General features: G+C 59.5%; 12 protein-coding genes. 5 read left to right on the top strand and 7 right to left on the bottom strand.

Annotation, left to right across the window (positions count from 1 at the left end; genetic code table 11):
- Positions 1–107 precede the first annotated feature (107 nt).
- A complete protein-coding gene (gene mnmA, locus JJB09_RS10415; protein WP_201657171.1) occupies positions 108–1,304 on the bottom strand; it encodes a tRNA 2-thiouridine(34) synthase MnmA in 1,197 nt (398 codons plus the stop codon).
- 247 nt (positions 1,305–1,551) lie between these two features.
- On the opposite strand from mnmA, the gene sciP reads away from it, so the two are divergent.
- Positions 1,552–1,827 (top strand): CtrA inhibitor SciP, encoded by a 276-nt coding sequence (sciP, locus tag JJB09_RS10420; protein WP_201657174.1) that lies wholly within the window; start codon positions 1,552–1,554, stop codon positions 1,825–1,827.
- Positions 1,828–1,982: 155 nt separating this feature from the next.
- Positions 1,983–3,023, top strand: coding sequence for a DUF2793 domain-containing protein (locus JJB09_RS10425; protein WP_201657177.1), 1,041 nt, complete (start codon positions 1,983–1,985; stop codon positions 3,021–3,023).
- A 213-nt stretch (positions 3,024–3,236) separates the two neighbouring features.
- Here JJB09_RS10425 and serA read toward each other — a convergent pair whose 3' ends face one another.
- The 3 genes from serA to JJB09_RS10440 all read right to left on the bottom strand — a co-directional run bounded on the left by serA (position 3,237) and on the right by JJB09_RS10440 (position 7,172).
- On the bottom strand, positions 3,237–4,832 hold the full coding sequence (serA, locus tag JJB09_RS10430) for a phosphoglycerate dehydrogenase (RefSeq protein ID WP_201657180.1): 1,596 nt from the start codon (positions 4,830–4,832) through the stop codon (positions 3,237–3,239).
- Between the two features lie 69 nt (positions 4,833–4,901).
- Positions 4,902–6,080, bottom strand: coding sequence for a phosphoserine transaminase (locus tag JJB09_RS10435; protein WP_201657183.1), 1,179 nt, complete (start codon positions 6,078–6,080; stop codon positions 4,902–4,904).
- 249 nt (positions 6,081–6,329) lie between these two features.
- Positions 6,330–7,172 (bottom strand): outer membrane protein, encoded by an 843-nt coding sequence (locus JJB09_RS10440; RefSeq protein ID WP_246748663.1) that lies wholly within the window; start codon positions 7,170–7,172, stop codon positions 6,330–6,332.
- Between the two features lie 403 nt (positions 7,173–7,575).
- Between JJB09_RS10440 and JJB09_RS10445 the strand changes: the two genes are divergently transcribed.
- The 3 genes from JJB09_RS10445 (at position 7,576) to JJB09_RS10455 (ending at position 10,230) form a co-directional block, all read left to right on the top strand.
- Positions 7,576–8,085 (top strand): DUF992 domain-containing protein, encoded by a 510-nt coding sequence (locus JJB09_RS10445; RefSeq protein WP_201657189.1) that lies wholly within the window; start codon positions 7,576–7,578, stop codon positions 8,083–8,085.
- A 169-nt stretch (positions 8,086–8,254) separates the two neighbouring features.
- Positions 8,255–8,914 carry a calcium-binding protein gene (locus JJB09_RS10450; protein WP_201657192.1) on the top strand — a complete coding sequence of 220 codons (660 nt, stop codon included), beginning with the start codon at positions 8,255–8,257 and terminating at the stop codon, positions 8,912–8,914.
- Positions 8,915–9,162: 248 nt separating this feature from the next.
- Positions 9,163–10,230, top strand: a complete 1,068-nt coding sequence (locus tag JJB09_RS10455) for a cyclic nucleotide-gated ion channel (protein ID WP_201657195.1) — start codon at positions 9,163–9,165, stop codon at positions 10,228–10,230.
- Between the two features lie 65 nt (positions 10,231–10,295).
- Here the strand turns inward: JJB09_RS10455 and JJB09_RS10460 are convergent, their stop codons facing one another.
- The 3 genes from JJB09_RS10460 to ftsH all read right to left on the bottom strand — a co-directional run bounded on the left by JJB09_RS10460 (position 10,296) and on the right by ftsH (position 14,840).
- Positions 10,296–11,141, bottom strand: a complete 846-nt coding sequence (locus JJB09_RS10460) for an outer membrane protein (protein WP_201657198.1) — start codon at positions 11,139–11,141, stop codon at positions 10,296–10,298.
- Between the two features lie 211 nt (positions 11,142–11,352).
- Positions 11,353–12,705: a phosphoglucosamine mutase gene (gene glmM / locus JJB09_RS10465; RefSeq protein WP_201657201.1), complete on the bottom strand. Its 1,353-nt coding sequence runs from the start codon at positions 12,703–12,705 to the stop codon at positions 11,353–11,355.
- Between the two features lie 206 nt (positions 12,706–12,911).
- Positions 12,912–14,840 carry an ATP-dependent zinc metalloprotease FtsH gene (gene ftsH, locus JJB09_RS10470; RefSeq protein ID WP_201657203.1) on the bottom strand — a complete coding sequence of 643 codons (1,929 nt, stop codon included), beginning with the start codon at positions 14,838–14,840 and terminating at the stop codon, positions 12,912–12,914.
- Positions 14,841–14,843 lie beyond the last annotated feature (3 nt).

Below are 14,843 nucleotides of genomic sequence, written 5' to 3' on the forward strand. Positions count from 1 at the left end.
CCAGTGGCGCGGCTTTTAAGGGGGGTCTGGCATCCTGTCAAGCGCCAACGGACAAAAACAAATGCCCGTTGCGGAAAAATTCGGATCGGCACCGGGCTATCGCCGGGTCAGGCCGCCTCATGGGCTGAAAGCAACTGCTTCAACAGCACTTCCGCCGACGCATCCTTTTCAGAACGCTCGATAAATCCGCCACCATAGACGCGTGCGTCTTCGCCCGGAGCCGAATAAAGGGCGCAGGCCTGTCCGGGCGCCACGCCGGGTTCGCCTTCCTCAAGCTCAATATAGACACCCTGCGGTCCGGCAAAGAATTTTGCCGGCTTCGGCGGGCGAGTCGAACGAACCTTGGCGAAGCAGTCGAAACCGTCTTCGGCCGTCGCCAGCAGCGATTCGTCACCGAGCCAGTTGACGTCGCGCAGATAAATCCGTCGTGTATCGAGCGCTTCCTTGGGCCCGACGATAACCCGCTTGCTGCGGGCATCGAGATGCACGACGTAAAGCGGCTCGCCGGTGGCAATGCCGATACCGCGCCGCTGGCCGATCGTGTAATGCAGAATGCCTTCATGCTGGCCGAGCACACGACCGTCCAGATGAACGATACTGCCCGACAGCGCCGCTTCCGGCCTGAGCTTGTTGATGACATCGGAATACTTGCCCTGCGGCACGAAGCAGATGTCCTGGCTATCCGGTTTGGCCGCGACCACAAGCCCCATTTCGGCTGCAAGTTCGCGCACCGCAGCCTTCGACATGTCGCCCAGCGGGAAGCGCAGATAGTCGATCTGCTCCTGCGTGGTGGCAAACAGGAAGTAGCTCTGGTCGCGTTCGGCATCGACAGGACGGTAGAGCGCTCGCCGATCGGGATCGCCTTCGGTCGGGTTCGGACGCGACCTTATATAATGGCCTGTCGCCAACGCATCAGCGCCCAGTTCCTTGGCAGTCACCAGCAGATCGGCGAATTTGACCGTCTGGTTGCAGGATACGCAGGGAATCGGCGTTTCGCCCGCCACATAGCTTTCCATGAAAGGGTTGATCACCGTTTCCAGGAAACGCCGTTCATAATCGAGTACATAATGGGGAATGCCGAGCGTTTCGCAGACCCGGCGGGCGTCGTCGATATCCTGCCCGGCGCAGCACGAGCCGGCACGATGCACTGCCGCACCATGATCGTAAAGCTGCAGCGTGATGCCGATGACGTCGTAGCCCTGTCGTTTCAGCAGGCCCGCTACCACGGAAGAATCGACGCCGCCGGACATGGCGACGACCACACGGGTGTCTTCGGGACGCTTATCGAAATCGAGGCTGTTCACGTTGCTTGCTTTTGTTGGAGTGGCTCAAACCTGCATTGTGCTGTCAGGTTAACATGGTTTCCAAGCCGGATATAGGAACTAATTTCCGCTCCAGCAAGCCGCCAAATGCACCGCTTTCATGGCAAAAACTCGGCACCAGCCTGTTTTCAATAGGCTTTTATTCGATTTATCGCGATCCGTTTAGACAATTTTTAAATGTGGCAGACTATCGTCGCTGCATATGGTCTTTGTTTGTGTAGAGAGTCCAATGACCGAAGCAATACGTCCAAGAGTAAAATATGTCATCGGCCCCGATGGCAGTCCACTAACAATTGCAGATTTGCCCCCTGCCAATACGAGGCGATGGGTGATCAGAAGAAAGGCGGAAGTTGTCGCAGCGGTGCGGGGGGGCCTGTTGAGCCTCGAAGAAGCCTGTGATCGCTATACCTTGACAGTGGAGGAATTCCTGTCCTGGCAAAGCTCCATTTCCGACCATGGTCTTGCCGGTCTGCGCACCACGCGCATCCAGCAATATCGCCACTGAACTTATTCTGATCAGACCATGTGGGGGCCGTTTACGCGGCCCTTTTTCTTTTGGCCGCGCCTTCTCCACTTCGCATTATTGCGGGCCGTTTTCCCCGCCCCTGATCTGTACCTCATAATGAGCTTTTCAATGCCACGTTCATTTGAGGAATTGCCATGTCGGAAGAAACAACCAATCTAGTCCTTCCCTACATCATGCCTTCGCAGGCCCAGAAGCACATCACCCACAACGAGGCACTGAAACGGCTTGATGCACTCGTGCAGCTCGTCATCCAGTCCGCCGCCACCTCCCCGCCCGTCTCGCCGGCCGAAGGCCAATGCCACGCCGTGCTTGCATCCCCCACAGGCGCATGGACCGGCAAGGCGGGCAGAATCGCTTTCTTCGCCGATGGCGCCTGGGTATTTGTTGTCCCGCGCCAGGGCTGGACAGCCTGGTTTGCCGATAGCGGGCATCAGAAAGTATGGGACGGCACTGCATGGCAGGATCTCCCCGCGCCCGCCATCGACGCCGTTGCCAAGCTGGGGATCAATGCATCGGCGGATACAACCAATCGCCTCACCGTTTCGGCCCCAGCAAGCCTGTTCAACAATGCGGGAAACGGCCATCAGATAAAGATCAACAAGGCCGCGCCCGGCGATACCGCCTCGCTGCTGTACCAGACCGGCTGGTCGGGACGCGCTGAAATGGGTCTCGCCGGAGCCGACGACTTCGAGATCAAGGTCTCTCCCGACGGCTCGACCTGGAAGTCGGCCCTGAAGGCGCTCGGTAGCGGCGCGGTACTTTTCCCCAACCGGCCCCTCGTGCGTGCGACCTACGGCGAAACCTCGATGACCCCGACATCGGGGACGCTGAGCGGCTTCAACACTTTGTCACTCAACCAGGGTGGATTTTCGTTGGGCACCGCCGTGCCTTCGGGTTCCGGCAATCGCCTCGTCGTGCCGGTCACCGGCTTTTACATGGTCACCGTGAACGTGTCTTCCACGGCCGCAGCAAGCTATTCGGTCAGCGCGGTGCAGAACGGTTCCACCAGCATCCTCACCATCAGGGACAGCGACACGGGGGCGCAGAGCTACAGCCAATCGTCCACCGCGCTCGCCTATCTCAACGCAGGCGATTGGGTGGCGCTATCGCATACCGGCACTGCCGCATTCCAGTTCGGCTACGGCAAAACCGAGATTCTGATGGCGCTAATGTGAAAATAGCCCCTCACCCTAACCCTCTCCCCGCAAGCGGGGAGAGGTAATCTGCTCCGAGTTAGCCAATGTGTCCCTTCTCCCCGCTTTTTACGGGGAGAAGGCGGCGGCAGCCGGATGAGGGGCGCTTTGAGCGACATCAGTTCCGGATAGCCTTACATAAAAAGCCTCCCCGGAGCGATCCGGAGAGGCTTCGACTGAGCGCTTGGGAGGATGTCAGTCGATGTTGAAGACCAGCGGCTTGACCTGGCGGATTGCCGGATTGGCGGTCAGCTTCGCCACCACCTCAGCCTTGATCGGCTCGTCGACATAGAGCAGCGCGATCGCATCGCCGCCCTGCTTGTCACGACCGAGCTGGAAGTTGGCGATGTTCACGCCGCCTTCGCCGAGCGTCGTGCCCATGAAGCCGATCATGCCGGGTACGTCGGTGTTGGAGATGTAGATCATGTTGGCGCCGACATCGGCGTCCATGTTGATGCCCTTGATCTGGATGAAGCGCGGCTTGCCGTCCGAGAACACCGTGCCGGCGATCGAACGGACCTGCTTCTCCGTCTTCACTGTCAGCTTGATGTAGCCGTCATAGACGCCCGACTTGTCGCGCTTGACCTCGGACAGGATGATGCCCTTTTCCTTGATCATGATCGGAGCCGAGACCATGTTGACGTCGGCAACCTGGCTGCGGATGAGACCGGCCAGCAAGGCCGAGGTCAGCGCCTTGGTGTTCATGTTGGCCGTGGAGCCATCATAGAGGATCTCGATTTCCTTGATCGCATGCTCTGTGACCTGACCGACAAAGGCGCCAAGCACGTCGGCGAGCCGGATAAACGGCTTGAGGCGCGGCGCTTCCTCTGCCGTGATCGACGGCATGTTGATGGCGTTGGAAACAGCGCCATGTACGAGGTAATCCGACATCTGCTCAGCAACCTGCAGGGCCACATTTTCCTGCGCTTCCGTCGTGGAGGCGCCAAGATGCGGGGTGCAGACGACGTTCGGCAGGCCAAACAGCGGGCTTTCGGTCGCGGGTTCGACTTCGAACACGTCAAAACCGGCTCCGGCGACGTGGCCGGACTTGATGGCAGCGGCAAGTGCTGCCTCATCGACAAGGCCGCCGCGGGCGCAGTTGATGATGCGCACGCCCGGCTTGGTCTTGGCAATTGCTTCGGCATTGAGGATGCCGCGGGTCTTGTCGGTCATCGGCACGTGCAGCGTGATGAAATCGGCCTTGGCGAGCAACTCGTCGAGTTCGACCTTGGTGACGCCCATTTCCTGAGCGCGTTCGGCCGACAGGAATGGGTCATAAGCGAGCACGTGCATCTTCAGACCGAGCGCGCGCGAGCAGACGATCGAGCCGATATTGCCGGCGCCGATGACGCCAAGCGTCTTGCCGGTGATTTCGACACCCATGAATTTCGACTTTTCCCACTTGCCTTCCTGCGTCGAGGAATCGGCGGCCGGAAGCTGGCGGGCAACCGCAAACATCAGCGCGATGGCATGCTCGGCTGTTGTGATCGAATTGCCGAACGGGGTGTTCATGACGATGATACCACGGCGCGACGCAGCCGGGATATCGACATTGTCCACACCAATACCGGCGCGACCGATGACCTTGAGGTTGGTCGCAGCAGCGATCAGCTTTTCGGTCGCCTTGGTCGCGGAACGAATCGCGAGACCATCATAGTTGCCGATGATTTCGGCGAGCTTTTCCTTGTCCTTGCCGAGCTTGGGCTGGAAATCCACTTCCACGCCACGGTCACGGAAAATTTGGACAGCAGTTTCTGAGAGTTCGTCGGATACGAGAACACGCGGTGCCATGAAGGCCTCCATCAAAGAAGATATCTGGGAGATTTGAGGTCCCTTCCGCTCGTCACGGAAGGGAGAAAATCACGCGGCTTTCGCCGAAAGTGCAGCCTTCTGCTTTTCGAAAGCGTAAGTCAGCCACGGTGCGAGCGCTTCGAGATCGGACGTCTCGATGGTCGCACCGCACCAGATGCGCAGACCGGACGGCGCGTCACGATAAGCGCCGATATCGACGGCAACGCCTTCCTTCTCCAGCGTCGCGACGACGCCCTTGGCGAAGGCTGCCTGGCCGTCCGCGTCGAGCGCAGTCACAGCCGGATCGACGATCTTCAGGCACACGGAGGTGTTGGAACGGGTCTCCTTGACTTCGGCCAGGTTGGCGAGCCAGGGGTTCTTGTCGCAGAAATCGAACAGCACCTTGGCATTGGCATCGGCACGCGCCATCAGCGCCTTGAGCCCGCCGACATCCTTCGCCCACAGCAACGCATCGATATAGTCCTCGACGCAGAGCATGGACGGGGTGTTGATCGTCTCGCCCTGGAAGATGCCTTCGATGATCTTGCCGCCCTTGGTCATGCGGAAGATCTTCGGCAGCGGCCAGGCCGGGTTGTAGCTTTCCAGACGTTCGACGGCGCGGGGCGAAAGAATGATAACGCCATGCGCGCCTTCGCCACCCAGCACCTTCTGCCAAGAGAAGGTGACCACATCGAGCTTGGCAAAATCGAGGTTCTGCGCGAAAGCGGCCGAGGTGGCGTCGCAGATGGTCAGGCCCTGGCGATTATCAGGGATGAAATCGGCATTGGCGACGCGCACGCCGGAGGTGGTGCCGTTCCAGGTGAAGACAACGTCGCGGTCGAAATCGACCTGGGAGAAATCGACGAGCTTGCCATAGTCGGCCGTAAACTTGCGGACGTCGGGGATCTTGAGTTCCTTGACGACGTCGGAGACCCAGCCCGAACCAAAGCTTTCCCAGGCGACCATGTCGACGCCGCGGGCGCCAAGCAGCGACCAGAGCGCCATCTCGACAGCGCCGGTGTCGGATGCGGGCACGATACCAATGCGGTAATCGGCGGGCACGTCCAGAACTTCGCGCGTCAGGTCAATCGCCTGCTTGAGCTTGTTCTTGCCGAGTTTGGAACGGTGGGAGCGGCCAAGCGCTGCATCAGCGAGCGCATCGAGCGACCAGTTCGGACGCTTCGAGCATGGGCCAGAAGAAAAATGAGAGTTAGCCGGGCGCACGGCCGGCGTAGCGGTATCAACCATCGTAAGCTACCCTTCCAGGTATATGGCCTCTCGTTGGGGAGAGGTGTCCCGCCGCCGTGAATATGGAAATGCGCTTTTCAAGTCAAGCGCGATGTGACGCAAACAGGGGATATTTTGACGCAGGCCTGTCGCAGGTCCTTGGCTCCAACCTGTCGGCAGCCTGCCGCTGCAGCATCCTTCCATGACAAAAAATCCCGCCCAACAGTCGCTGAGCGGGATCGAAAAATCGATGTTCAGGCGAAGCGGAAATTACCAGGTCATCATCCGGATACCGGTGCGGAACTCGTGACGCGACAGGCCCTTGTCCTTGCCCTTGGTGCCGAAAGCACCTGCCGCGGTTTCGAAACGACTGAAGCCGAACATGTCGCCACCGTCGATCTGCGAATACCGATAGCCGAAGTCCAGCTTCATGTTTTCCGTTACGTCGTAGGACATGCCGGCCATCAAGGCATAGGTGAAACGCCAGCTGTCGGCGCCGTCCTGGTCGGCGGCCGTGAAATCGATTCCACCGCAACTGTTCGTGTTGTGGCAGAGGCGGCTCTGCTCCACGTCGCCCCACTTCACATAGCTGACACCGGCGCCCGCGCCGACATAGGGGGTCAGCCCCCAATAGGTGCCAAGATCGACATAGCCATTGGCAAGCAAGCCAAGCGCCGTCATATCCTGCTGCTTGTAGGCACAACTGCCGTAAGCCCCGTTGCCGGTAAAGAATGTACACGGCTTCTGGCGATCCGCCTTACCCTTGAATGTCGAGCCGAAGTAATCGAGCGTCAGGTCCGTGCGCAGGAATTCGTTGAATTGGTAGCCCGCGCCCGTATTCAGTGTGACATTGTTGGAGAAGCGATGCTTGTCGAATGAATTCGTCACATAACTGTCGGTGGCAAAGTTGTAATTTCGATATGTGGGAGCATCCGACTCGGTGGAAACATTGTAGCCGAGGTCGCCGCGAATATACCAGCCGCTGGTGGTCGAAGCGATCCCATCCGTTTCGATCTCGGGAGCATCGATCGGCGGCGGCATGTCGAATGCCGCTGCGGCTGATGCAAAGCCGAGCGTGATTGCAACGGTAGCGAGACTCCTTCGGATCGTCATGACGTTCCCTTCCATCCGGCCGGCTCGAACCGGCGAAACTGCTTTTGTGGAACTATGCCAATCAGAGGTTAACTCGCGGTTAAGCATGTTTGTTTGCATCGAATTTACCATGTCTCAGAAGTCCCGGCTTACATCGAGGGCCAGATCGCGGTCTGGCCCTGGCCTGCGGCGGCACAATAGTCGCGGGTGGAAGCACGACTCCGGTCGGTTCTGATTGGCGCGAGCGCGCAAAGCCTCAGGTGGGTCGCCTTCGAAATGTCTCAATAGAGGCGGAACCATAAGTGGTCATATCGGTTGTACTCCGACGCCGGACCAATTTCATCGGTGGGGATGGCACCGCGACAGCATTCCTGCCAAGCGGCCAGGCGTTTCAGTTCGGTCGCGCTTCATGGAGAACACAGCGATGAAGAACACCCTTTCGACCGTGTTTGTTGCAACCTCCCTGGCACTCGCCGGCACCATGACCGGCCATGCGGCAGACACTGTCGCCGAATACGATGCCAGTGGCGGGGTAAGGATCGGCTACCTGTCCTGCAATATAGGCGAAGGCGGAGGCTATCTCCTTGGCTCGGCCAAGGAGCTTGATTGCACCTTCCATTCCAGCTTCAGTGGCGATCCCCTCGACCACTATACAGGTGTAATCAAAAAGTTCGGAATCGATCTCGGCTACACCGCGCAGGGCGGGCTCGTGTGGGCGGTGTTCGCGCCGACCGCCGGCTATCACCAGGGTTCGCTGAAGGGCGACTATTTCGGCGCGGCCGCCGAAGCGACGATTGGCGCCGGGCTGGGCGCCAATGTGCTGCTCGGCGGCACCGGCGGCTCGATTCAACTGCAGCCGATCAGCGTTTCGGGCCAGCTTGGGCTGAATGTCGCTGCCGCAAAAGCGTTCGTGACACTGTACGCGGCGAGATGATCCAGGGCCGCCAACCCGCCACTAAGCCAAATTGGTAAGCGCCATTCACCCTGACGCGCACGTACATTGGCGCTATGATTTGGAATTATTCAAATTCAGAGCTGGGCCGGCCGGCCCGGCCCCATCAGCTGATGACATCTGACTTCTGCAAACCGAACGGGAGGACGGCATGCGCAAAGTAACCAATGGCGGCCCTGGAAACGATCGCATCAGAGGCTCGAGGGGAGATGACGAGCTCTTCGGAAATGGCGGCAACGACAAGATAGTCGGCAGAGCGGGCGACGATTTGCTCGATGGCGGCAATGGCAATGACAAGCTTTTCGGCGATTCCGGCAACGACACAGTTCTCGGCGGAAACGGCAATGACTTGGTAGATGCAGGTGATGGCGACGACAGGCTCTCCGGCGGCGATGGCATGGATAAACTGCTGGGGCGTCGTGGCGCCGACCGCATGGACGGAGGAGATGACAGGGACAAGCTGCAAGGCGGTCAAGGCAACGACATTCTCGGCGGCGGCGGCGGTCGTGACGATTTTTTGTTTTCCTGGACGGGAACGCAGGACCGCGACATCGTGAAGGACTTCGTTTCGACGGAGGATCGCATCGGCCTCGATGTCCGCGTTTTCACGGAGCTGGCGATTGGAAACCTGCCCTCCGGTGAATTCGTGCTGGGCACGGATGCACTCGATGCCGACGACCACGTCATCTACGACCAGACGACAGGCGAACTCTTCTATGACGCGGACGGCAACGGAAGCGGTGTCAAGGAAATCATCGCCGTACTCCAGAACAAACCGGCGCTGACCGAAGCGGATATCTTTGTTTTCTAAGGTCCAGACTCATGACCACAAGAAGTCATTCGCGGCGATGCAGCATGTCGCCGCACGGCCCCTTCCCCTCCTGCGGATCGGTGGGCTTTTATTGTGTTTCGACCTTAGCCGCATTCGTATGTAACTGCTTGAACACGTGAACATGTTCATTCTCCGGAATACGACTATACTCCTGTGAATTCGGGGGTTGGATGACCAAGATCCGACCCTTTGCGGAGGCGCACGAGCGGGCCCGTCGGGGGAGTTGAATGTCGCGTCAGCTTTGGCAAAAGATTTCCGCGCCACTCAACGCGCTTTTCGTTGCGATGGGGTTGTTTGCAGTAGCCGCGCTCACCACGCCGGACATTTCAGTACGAATGAGACTAGCCTTGGAGGCCCTGCTCGTATGCATCTGGGCCGCCTACCTGCTGGAATTGATCCTGGCGTTGATCAGGCAACAGACGACAGCCGCGAGGATTGCGATGCCGGCAATCGCCATCGATTTGCTCGCTGTCTTGGTCCCGCTGGCAGCCTTCTTTTTCATCGGCAAACGCGACCAGAGCCTCTACTGCACCATCTGGCTGCTCAAGCCGCTGCGCAATTCGGCCTTCTTCCAACTGATGGGCAGGGTTCTGTCCAATGAAGCGAGGAATCTGACCGGGATCACCTCGGTCTTCGGCATCGTCATGTTTAGCGCGGCGCTGGCAGCCTACCTGATCGAGCGCGACGTGCAGCCTGACAAGTTTGGCAGCATTCCCCAGACGTTGTGGTGGGCGGTGGTGACATTGTCGACAACCGGTTACGGTGACGAGATTCCGCAAAGCTTCGCCGGCCGCGTGCTCGCGGGCCTGGTCATGATGAGCGGCATCGGCATATTTGCACTCTGGGCCGGCATCCTGGCCACCGGCTTCTACGAAGAAGTCCGACGTCGGGATTTCGTTCGCAACTGGCAATTGGTCGCCGCCGTACCGCTGTTTCAAAAGCTCGGCTCGTCAACACTTGTCGAGATTGTCCGGGCGCTGCGGCCGCGTATCGTGCCGGCTGGGACCGTGATTTGCCGCAAGGGCGACGTCGGCGACCAAATGTTCTTCATCGTCGAGGGATTCGTCAGCGTCGCAACGCCGAATCCGGTGGAGCTTGGACCTGGCAGCTTTTTCGGCGAGATCGCGCTGATCAGCGGCGAACCCCGGTCCGCGACCGTCAGTGCCGCCACCGAAGTCTCGCTCCTCTCACTGTATGCTGTCGACTTTCAGATGCTGTCCAACAACAGCCCCGAGATAGGGGAAATCATCCGCAAGACCGCGCTCGAACGTCGTGCAGCAACTCCGAAGGCTTGACAGGCTGATGGCAACAAAAAACCGCCCGTTGCCGGGCGGTTCGAAATCGTCTGTCTTGATATGTCTTACTTGAAGACGGGCTGCGGCTGGTTCGGCAGCTCGGCCGGCGGCATATATGCCTGCTGGCAAGCCGAATCGTCGAGGCTGTAGCGGAGGCCGGTGCGCACTTCGTGAATATTGAAGCCCTCGTCACGACCATTGCCTGCACCGTAGCGGGAGCCGAACATCGGGCCGTCGTTGACATGCCTGAAACGATAACCGACATCCGCCTTCAGCTGGCAGGTCACGTCGATCGCGGCACCTGCCATCAGCCCGTAGGTGAAGCGCCAGCTATCCTTGCCCTTGTGGGTGACAGTCGGGTCGCAGGCATTGGGATTGGATGAACTGCACGAGGTGTTCTTGAGATCGTCCCACTGAATCCTTGTGGCACCGAGGCCGACGCCGACATAGGGCGTCACGGCGCCGTAGTGTGCTAGATCGACATACGCATTGGCCATCAGGCTGTAAGCGGACATGGAAGCAGAATCGCGCGAGCGGCAGGGGCCGGCTACAGTACCGCACCCGCCCGTCGTCGAGCCGCGAAAGTCCGAGCTGAACATGTAGTCGAGTGTCTTGTCGAAGCGCAGATAGTCGTTGACCTGATAACCAACGCCGACGCCGATATTGCCGGTGTCGTCAAGGTCGGCGCTCTTGAACCAGGCCTTTTCCTGTGGCGTTCCGCGCATGTAGTTGGCGCCGCGCATGTCCATGAAGTCATAGGAGAGGTCGCCGCGCAGGTACCATCCGCTGGAGGCCACTACGACTGGTTCGGCAGGCGGCGCTGCAACGGGCTCGGGCTGATAGAGATCTGCTGCGAATGCCTGCCCCGAAAGCGCCAGCGCAATAGATGCGAATGCCAAAATTCTCTTCATGATCCATACTCCACATACAATTTGGCCGGCGCGCGCCGGGAGGACAATTCTTGGTCAGGATGGATAATGAAGGGGAAAGGTTAAAACCTGTTTAACCACGTATCTTTACCATAAGCTTCTACGCAACCTCCCCAGAAGAGCAGGTTTCCAAAGCAAAAAGGGCTCCTGACCAGACCAGGAGCCCACACAGCAAGTAGATAGTCAGTAAAGGTCAGGCTGCAGCTCTTGCCTTGCCAATAACATCGACCAGACCGTCGACGATCCGTTCAAGCTGACCGTGATCATCGCCTTCGGCCATCACGCGGATCAGCGGCTCGGTGCCGGATGGACGGATGACGAGGCGGCCGCGGTTTGCCAGTTCGCTTTCCGCGTCGGCAATCGCCTGCTTGACCCGCTTGTCTTCGAGCGGCTTGCCACCCTCGATCCGAACGTTCTTCAGCAACTGCGGCACCGGCTCGAAACGACGGCAGACCTCGCTGACGGTACGACCGAGCCTGCGGACGGCGACCAGAACCTGCAGCGCGGCCACCAGGCCGTCGCCGGTGGTGCCGAAATCCGACAGCACGATATGGCCGGATTGTTCGCCGCCAACGTTAAAATCATGCTCGCGCATGTGCTCCACCACGTAGCGGTCACCAACCTTGGTGCGCGCCAGCGTCATGCCGCGTTCGGTCATGAAACGCTCGAGGCCCAGATTGGACATGATCGTCGCGACGATGCCCTGACCGCGTAGCGAGCCGTCGTTGGCCCAGGTCTCGCCGATCAGCGCCATCAACTGGTCGCCATCGACGACGTTGCCCTTCTCGTCCACAATGATAACCCGGTCTGCGTCGCCATCCAGCGCAATGCCGATGTCGGCGCGCACTTCATGCACCTTTTTCACCAGAGCTTCCGGATGCATGGAACCGCAGTTGAGGTTGATGTTGGTGCCGTTCGGTTCTACCCCGACGGAGACAACTTCGGCGCCGAGCTCCCATAGGACGGCAGGAGCAACCTTGTAGGCCGCGCCATTGGCACAGTCGATCGCCACACGCAGGCCATTCAGCCTGACGTCACGCGGCAATGTCCGCTTGGCAAATTCGATGTAACGGTCATGGACGCCGTCGATGCGCTTGGCCCGACCGATCTCATCAGGTTCGGCGAGTTGCGGAGCAAGATCCTTGCTGATCAGTTCCTCGATCTGCGCTTCTATGGCGTCGGAAAGCTTGTAGCCATCGGGTCCGAAGAGCTTGATGCCGTTGTCCTGATAGGGGTTGTGCGATGCCGAGATCATCACGCCGATGTCGCAGCGCAAAGAGCGCGTCAGCATGGCGACGGCGGGAGTCGGAATCGGACCAAGAACGAAAGCATCGACACCAGCTGCTGTAAACCCGGCGACCAGCGCGTTTTCCAGCATATAGCCCGAAAGGCGTGTATCCTTGCCGATGACGACACGATGCCGGTGGCCACCACGGCGAAAAATCATCCCTGCCGCTATACCGACCCGCATGGCGAGGTCCGGGGTCATCGGAAAGCGGTTCGACTGGCCGCGAATGCCATCGGTTCCGAAGTAGCGTCTTTTCATTTTCTCAATCCGGTTTTCGTTACAAGGGGCCTGTATGGGGCGATTATGTCAGAATTTCATGCCACATGTGGCCGCAAAAGCCACATCAAATTCATCAAAGCCCGAACACATAGCGTTATAATGGCCGCGACATACGGACGGCAGCAAAAACAAAACCCCCGGATCGATCGACCGGGGGTTTGTAACATTCGTATCCGAAAACCCGCTTACTGCGGTTGCGGCTCGAAACCGCCCTCGGCTTCTGTATGACCATCCTTGCGGTGGCCGGTCTTCGGGACCGAGGAACCGCGATTGGCTGGCGTGTCGTCGCCAAGATCCCGGGCCGGCTTTTCGCCACGGATCAGCGCCTTGATCTCGTCGCCCGAGAGCGTCTCGTATTCGAGCAGGCCTTCGGCCAGGGTGACGAACTCCTGATGCTTCTCCGTAATGATCCGACGTGCTTCCGTGTAAGCCTCGTCGATCAGACGGCGCACTTCGGTATCGATCTTCTGCGCAGTCGCCTCCGACACGTTCTTGGTCTGGGAAACCGAGTGACCGAGGAAAACTTCCTGCTGGTTCTCCCCATAGGAAACCTGGCCGAGCACGTCGGAGAAGCCCCATTGGGTCACCATGGCGCGCGCAAGCTTGGTTGCCTGCTCGATGTCGGACGATGCGCCCGAAGTGATGTTTTCCTTGCCGAAGGTGATTTCTTCAGCAACGCGTCCACCCATCATGATGGCAAGGCGCGAAACCATCCACTTGTAGCTCATCGAATAGCGGTCACCTTCCGGCAGCTGCATCACCATGCCCAGCGCACGGCCGCGCGGAATGATGGTCGCCTTGTGCAGCGGGTCCGCCGCCGGCACGTTCAGTGCCAGGATGGCGTGGCCAGCCTCATGATAGGCGGTCAGCTTCTTCTCGGCTTCGGTCATGGCGGACGAGCGGCGTTCCGCGCCCATCATGATCTTGTCCTTGGCGTCTTCGAATTCCTGCATGGTGACCAGGCGCTTGTTGCGGCGGGCGGCCATCAGGGCGGATTCGTTGACGAGGTTCATCAGATCGGCACCGGAGAAGCCGGGTGTGCCGCGAGCCAGAATCTTGAGATCGACATTCGGCGCCAGCGGCACGTTGCGCGCATGCACTTTCAGGATCTTCTCACGGCCGATGATGTCCGGGTTCGGCACCACGACCTGGCGGTCGAAACGGCCCGGACGCAGCAGCGCAGGGTCCAGCACGTCGGGACGGTTGGTCGCGGCGATCAGGATGACGCCCTCGTTGGCTTCAAAGCCGTCCATCTCGACCAGCAACTGGTTCAGCGTCTGTTCGCGTTCGTCATTGCCACCACCGAGACCGGCGCCACGATGACGGCCGACCGCATCGATTTCGTCGATGAAGATGATGCAGGGTGCATTCTTCTTGGCTTGCTCGAACATGTCGCGCACGCGGCTGGCACCAACGCCGACGAACATTTCAACGAAGTCGGAACCCGAAATGGTGAAGAATGGCACATTGGCTTCGCCGGCGACCGAACGGGCGAGAAGCGTCTTACCGGTACCCGGAGGGCCGACCAGCAGCACGCCGCGCGGAATGCGGCCGCCAAGGCGCTGGAACTTCTGCGGGTCGCGCAGGAATTCGACGATTTCCTCGAGGTCCTGCTTGGCTTCGTCAACGCCGGCAACGTCGTCAAAGGTGACGCGCCCATGCGCCTCGGTGAGCAGCTTGGCCTTGGATTTGCCAAAACCCATCGCACCGCGCGAACCACCCTGCATCTGGCGCATCAGGAACAGCCAGACGCCGATGATCAGCAGGATCGGCAGCAGGTTGATCAGATAGCCGAAGATGCCCGACGAGCCGTCGGTTTCCGGGCGAACCGAAACAGTGACATTCTTGTCCTGCAGGCGGGTCATCAGGGAATCGTCGATCTGCGGGGCATAGGTCTGGAACACCGCATTGGTGTCAGCGTAAATTCCGCGCGCGCGATTGCCGGTGAACTCCACCTGCCGCACCCTGCCACCATCCACGGCCTTCACAAAGTCGGAATAGGGGATCTCGCTGGAATTTACACGATCGCCTTGCGTCTGGAACATGCTGAACAGCGCGACCAGCAACACGGCTATAATGGCCCATAGGGCGATGTTTCTGAAATTCGGGTTCATTGA

Origin of the sequence: Phytoamicus setariae (assembly GCF_016722925.1) — a bacterium.
Taxonomy (GTDB): Bacteria; Pseudomonadota; Alphaproteobacteria; order Rhizobiales; family Rhizobiaceae; genus Rhizobium_E; species Rhizobium_E setariae.

What these genes read in the sequence shown, in the direction of transcription:
- sciP (WP_201657174.1), top strand. Translation starts at nt 1,552, where the DNA reads ATGACCGAAGCAATACGTCCAAGAGTAAAATATGTCATCGGCCCCGAT.
- JJB09_RS10425 (WP_201657177.1), top strand. Translation starts at nt 1,983, where the DNA reads ATGTCGGAAGAAACAACCAATCTAGTCCTTCCCTACATCATGCCTTCG.
- serA (WP_201657180.1), bottom strand. Translation starts at nt 4,832, where the DNA reads ATGGCACCGCGTGTTCTCGTATCCGACGAACTCTCAGAAACTGCTGTC.
- JJB09_RS10435 (WP_201657183.1), bottom strand. Translation starts at nt 6,080, where the DNA reads ATGGTTGATACCGCTACGCCGGCCGTGCGCCCGGCTAACTCTCATTTT.
- JJB09_RS10440 (WP_246748663.1), bottom strand. Translation starts at nt 7,172, where the DNA reads ATGACGATCCGAAGGAGTCTCGCTACCGTTGCAATCACGCTCGGCTTT.
- JJB09_RS10445 (WP_201657189.1), top strand. Translation starts at nt 7,576, where the DNA reads ATGAAGAACACCCTTTCGACCGTGTTTGTTGCAACCTCCCTGGCACTC.
- JJB09_RS10450 (WP_201657192.1), top strand. Translation starts at nt 8,255, where the DNA reads ATGCGCAAAGTAACCAATGGCGGCCCTGGAAACGATCGCATCAGAGGC.
- JJB09_RS10455 (WP_201657195.1), top strand. Translation starts at nt 9,163, where the DNA reads ATGTCGCGTCAGCTTTGGCAAAAGATTTCCGCGCCACTCAACGCGCTT.
- JJB09_RS10460 (WP_201657198.1), bottom strand. Translation starts at nt 11,141, where the DNA reads ATGAAGAGAATTTTGGCATTCGCATCTATTGCGCTGGCGCTTTCGGGG.
- glmM (WP_201657201.1), bottom strand. Translation starts at nt 12,705, where the DNA reads ATGAAAAGACGCTACTTCGGAACCGATGGCATTCGCGGCCAGTCGAAC.
- ftsH (WP_201657203.1), bottom strand. Translation starts at nt 14,840, where the DNA reads ATGAACCCGAATTTCAGAAACATCGCCCTATGGGCCATTATAGCCGTG.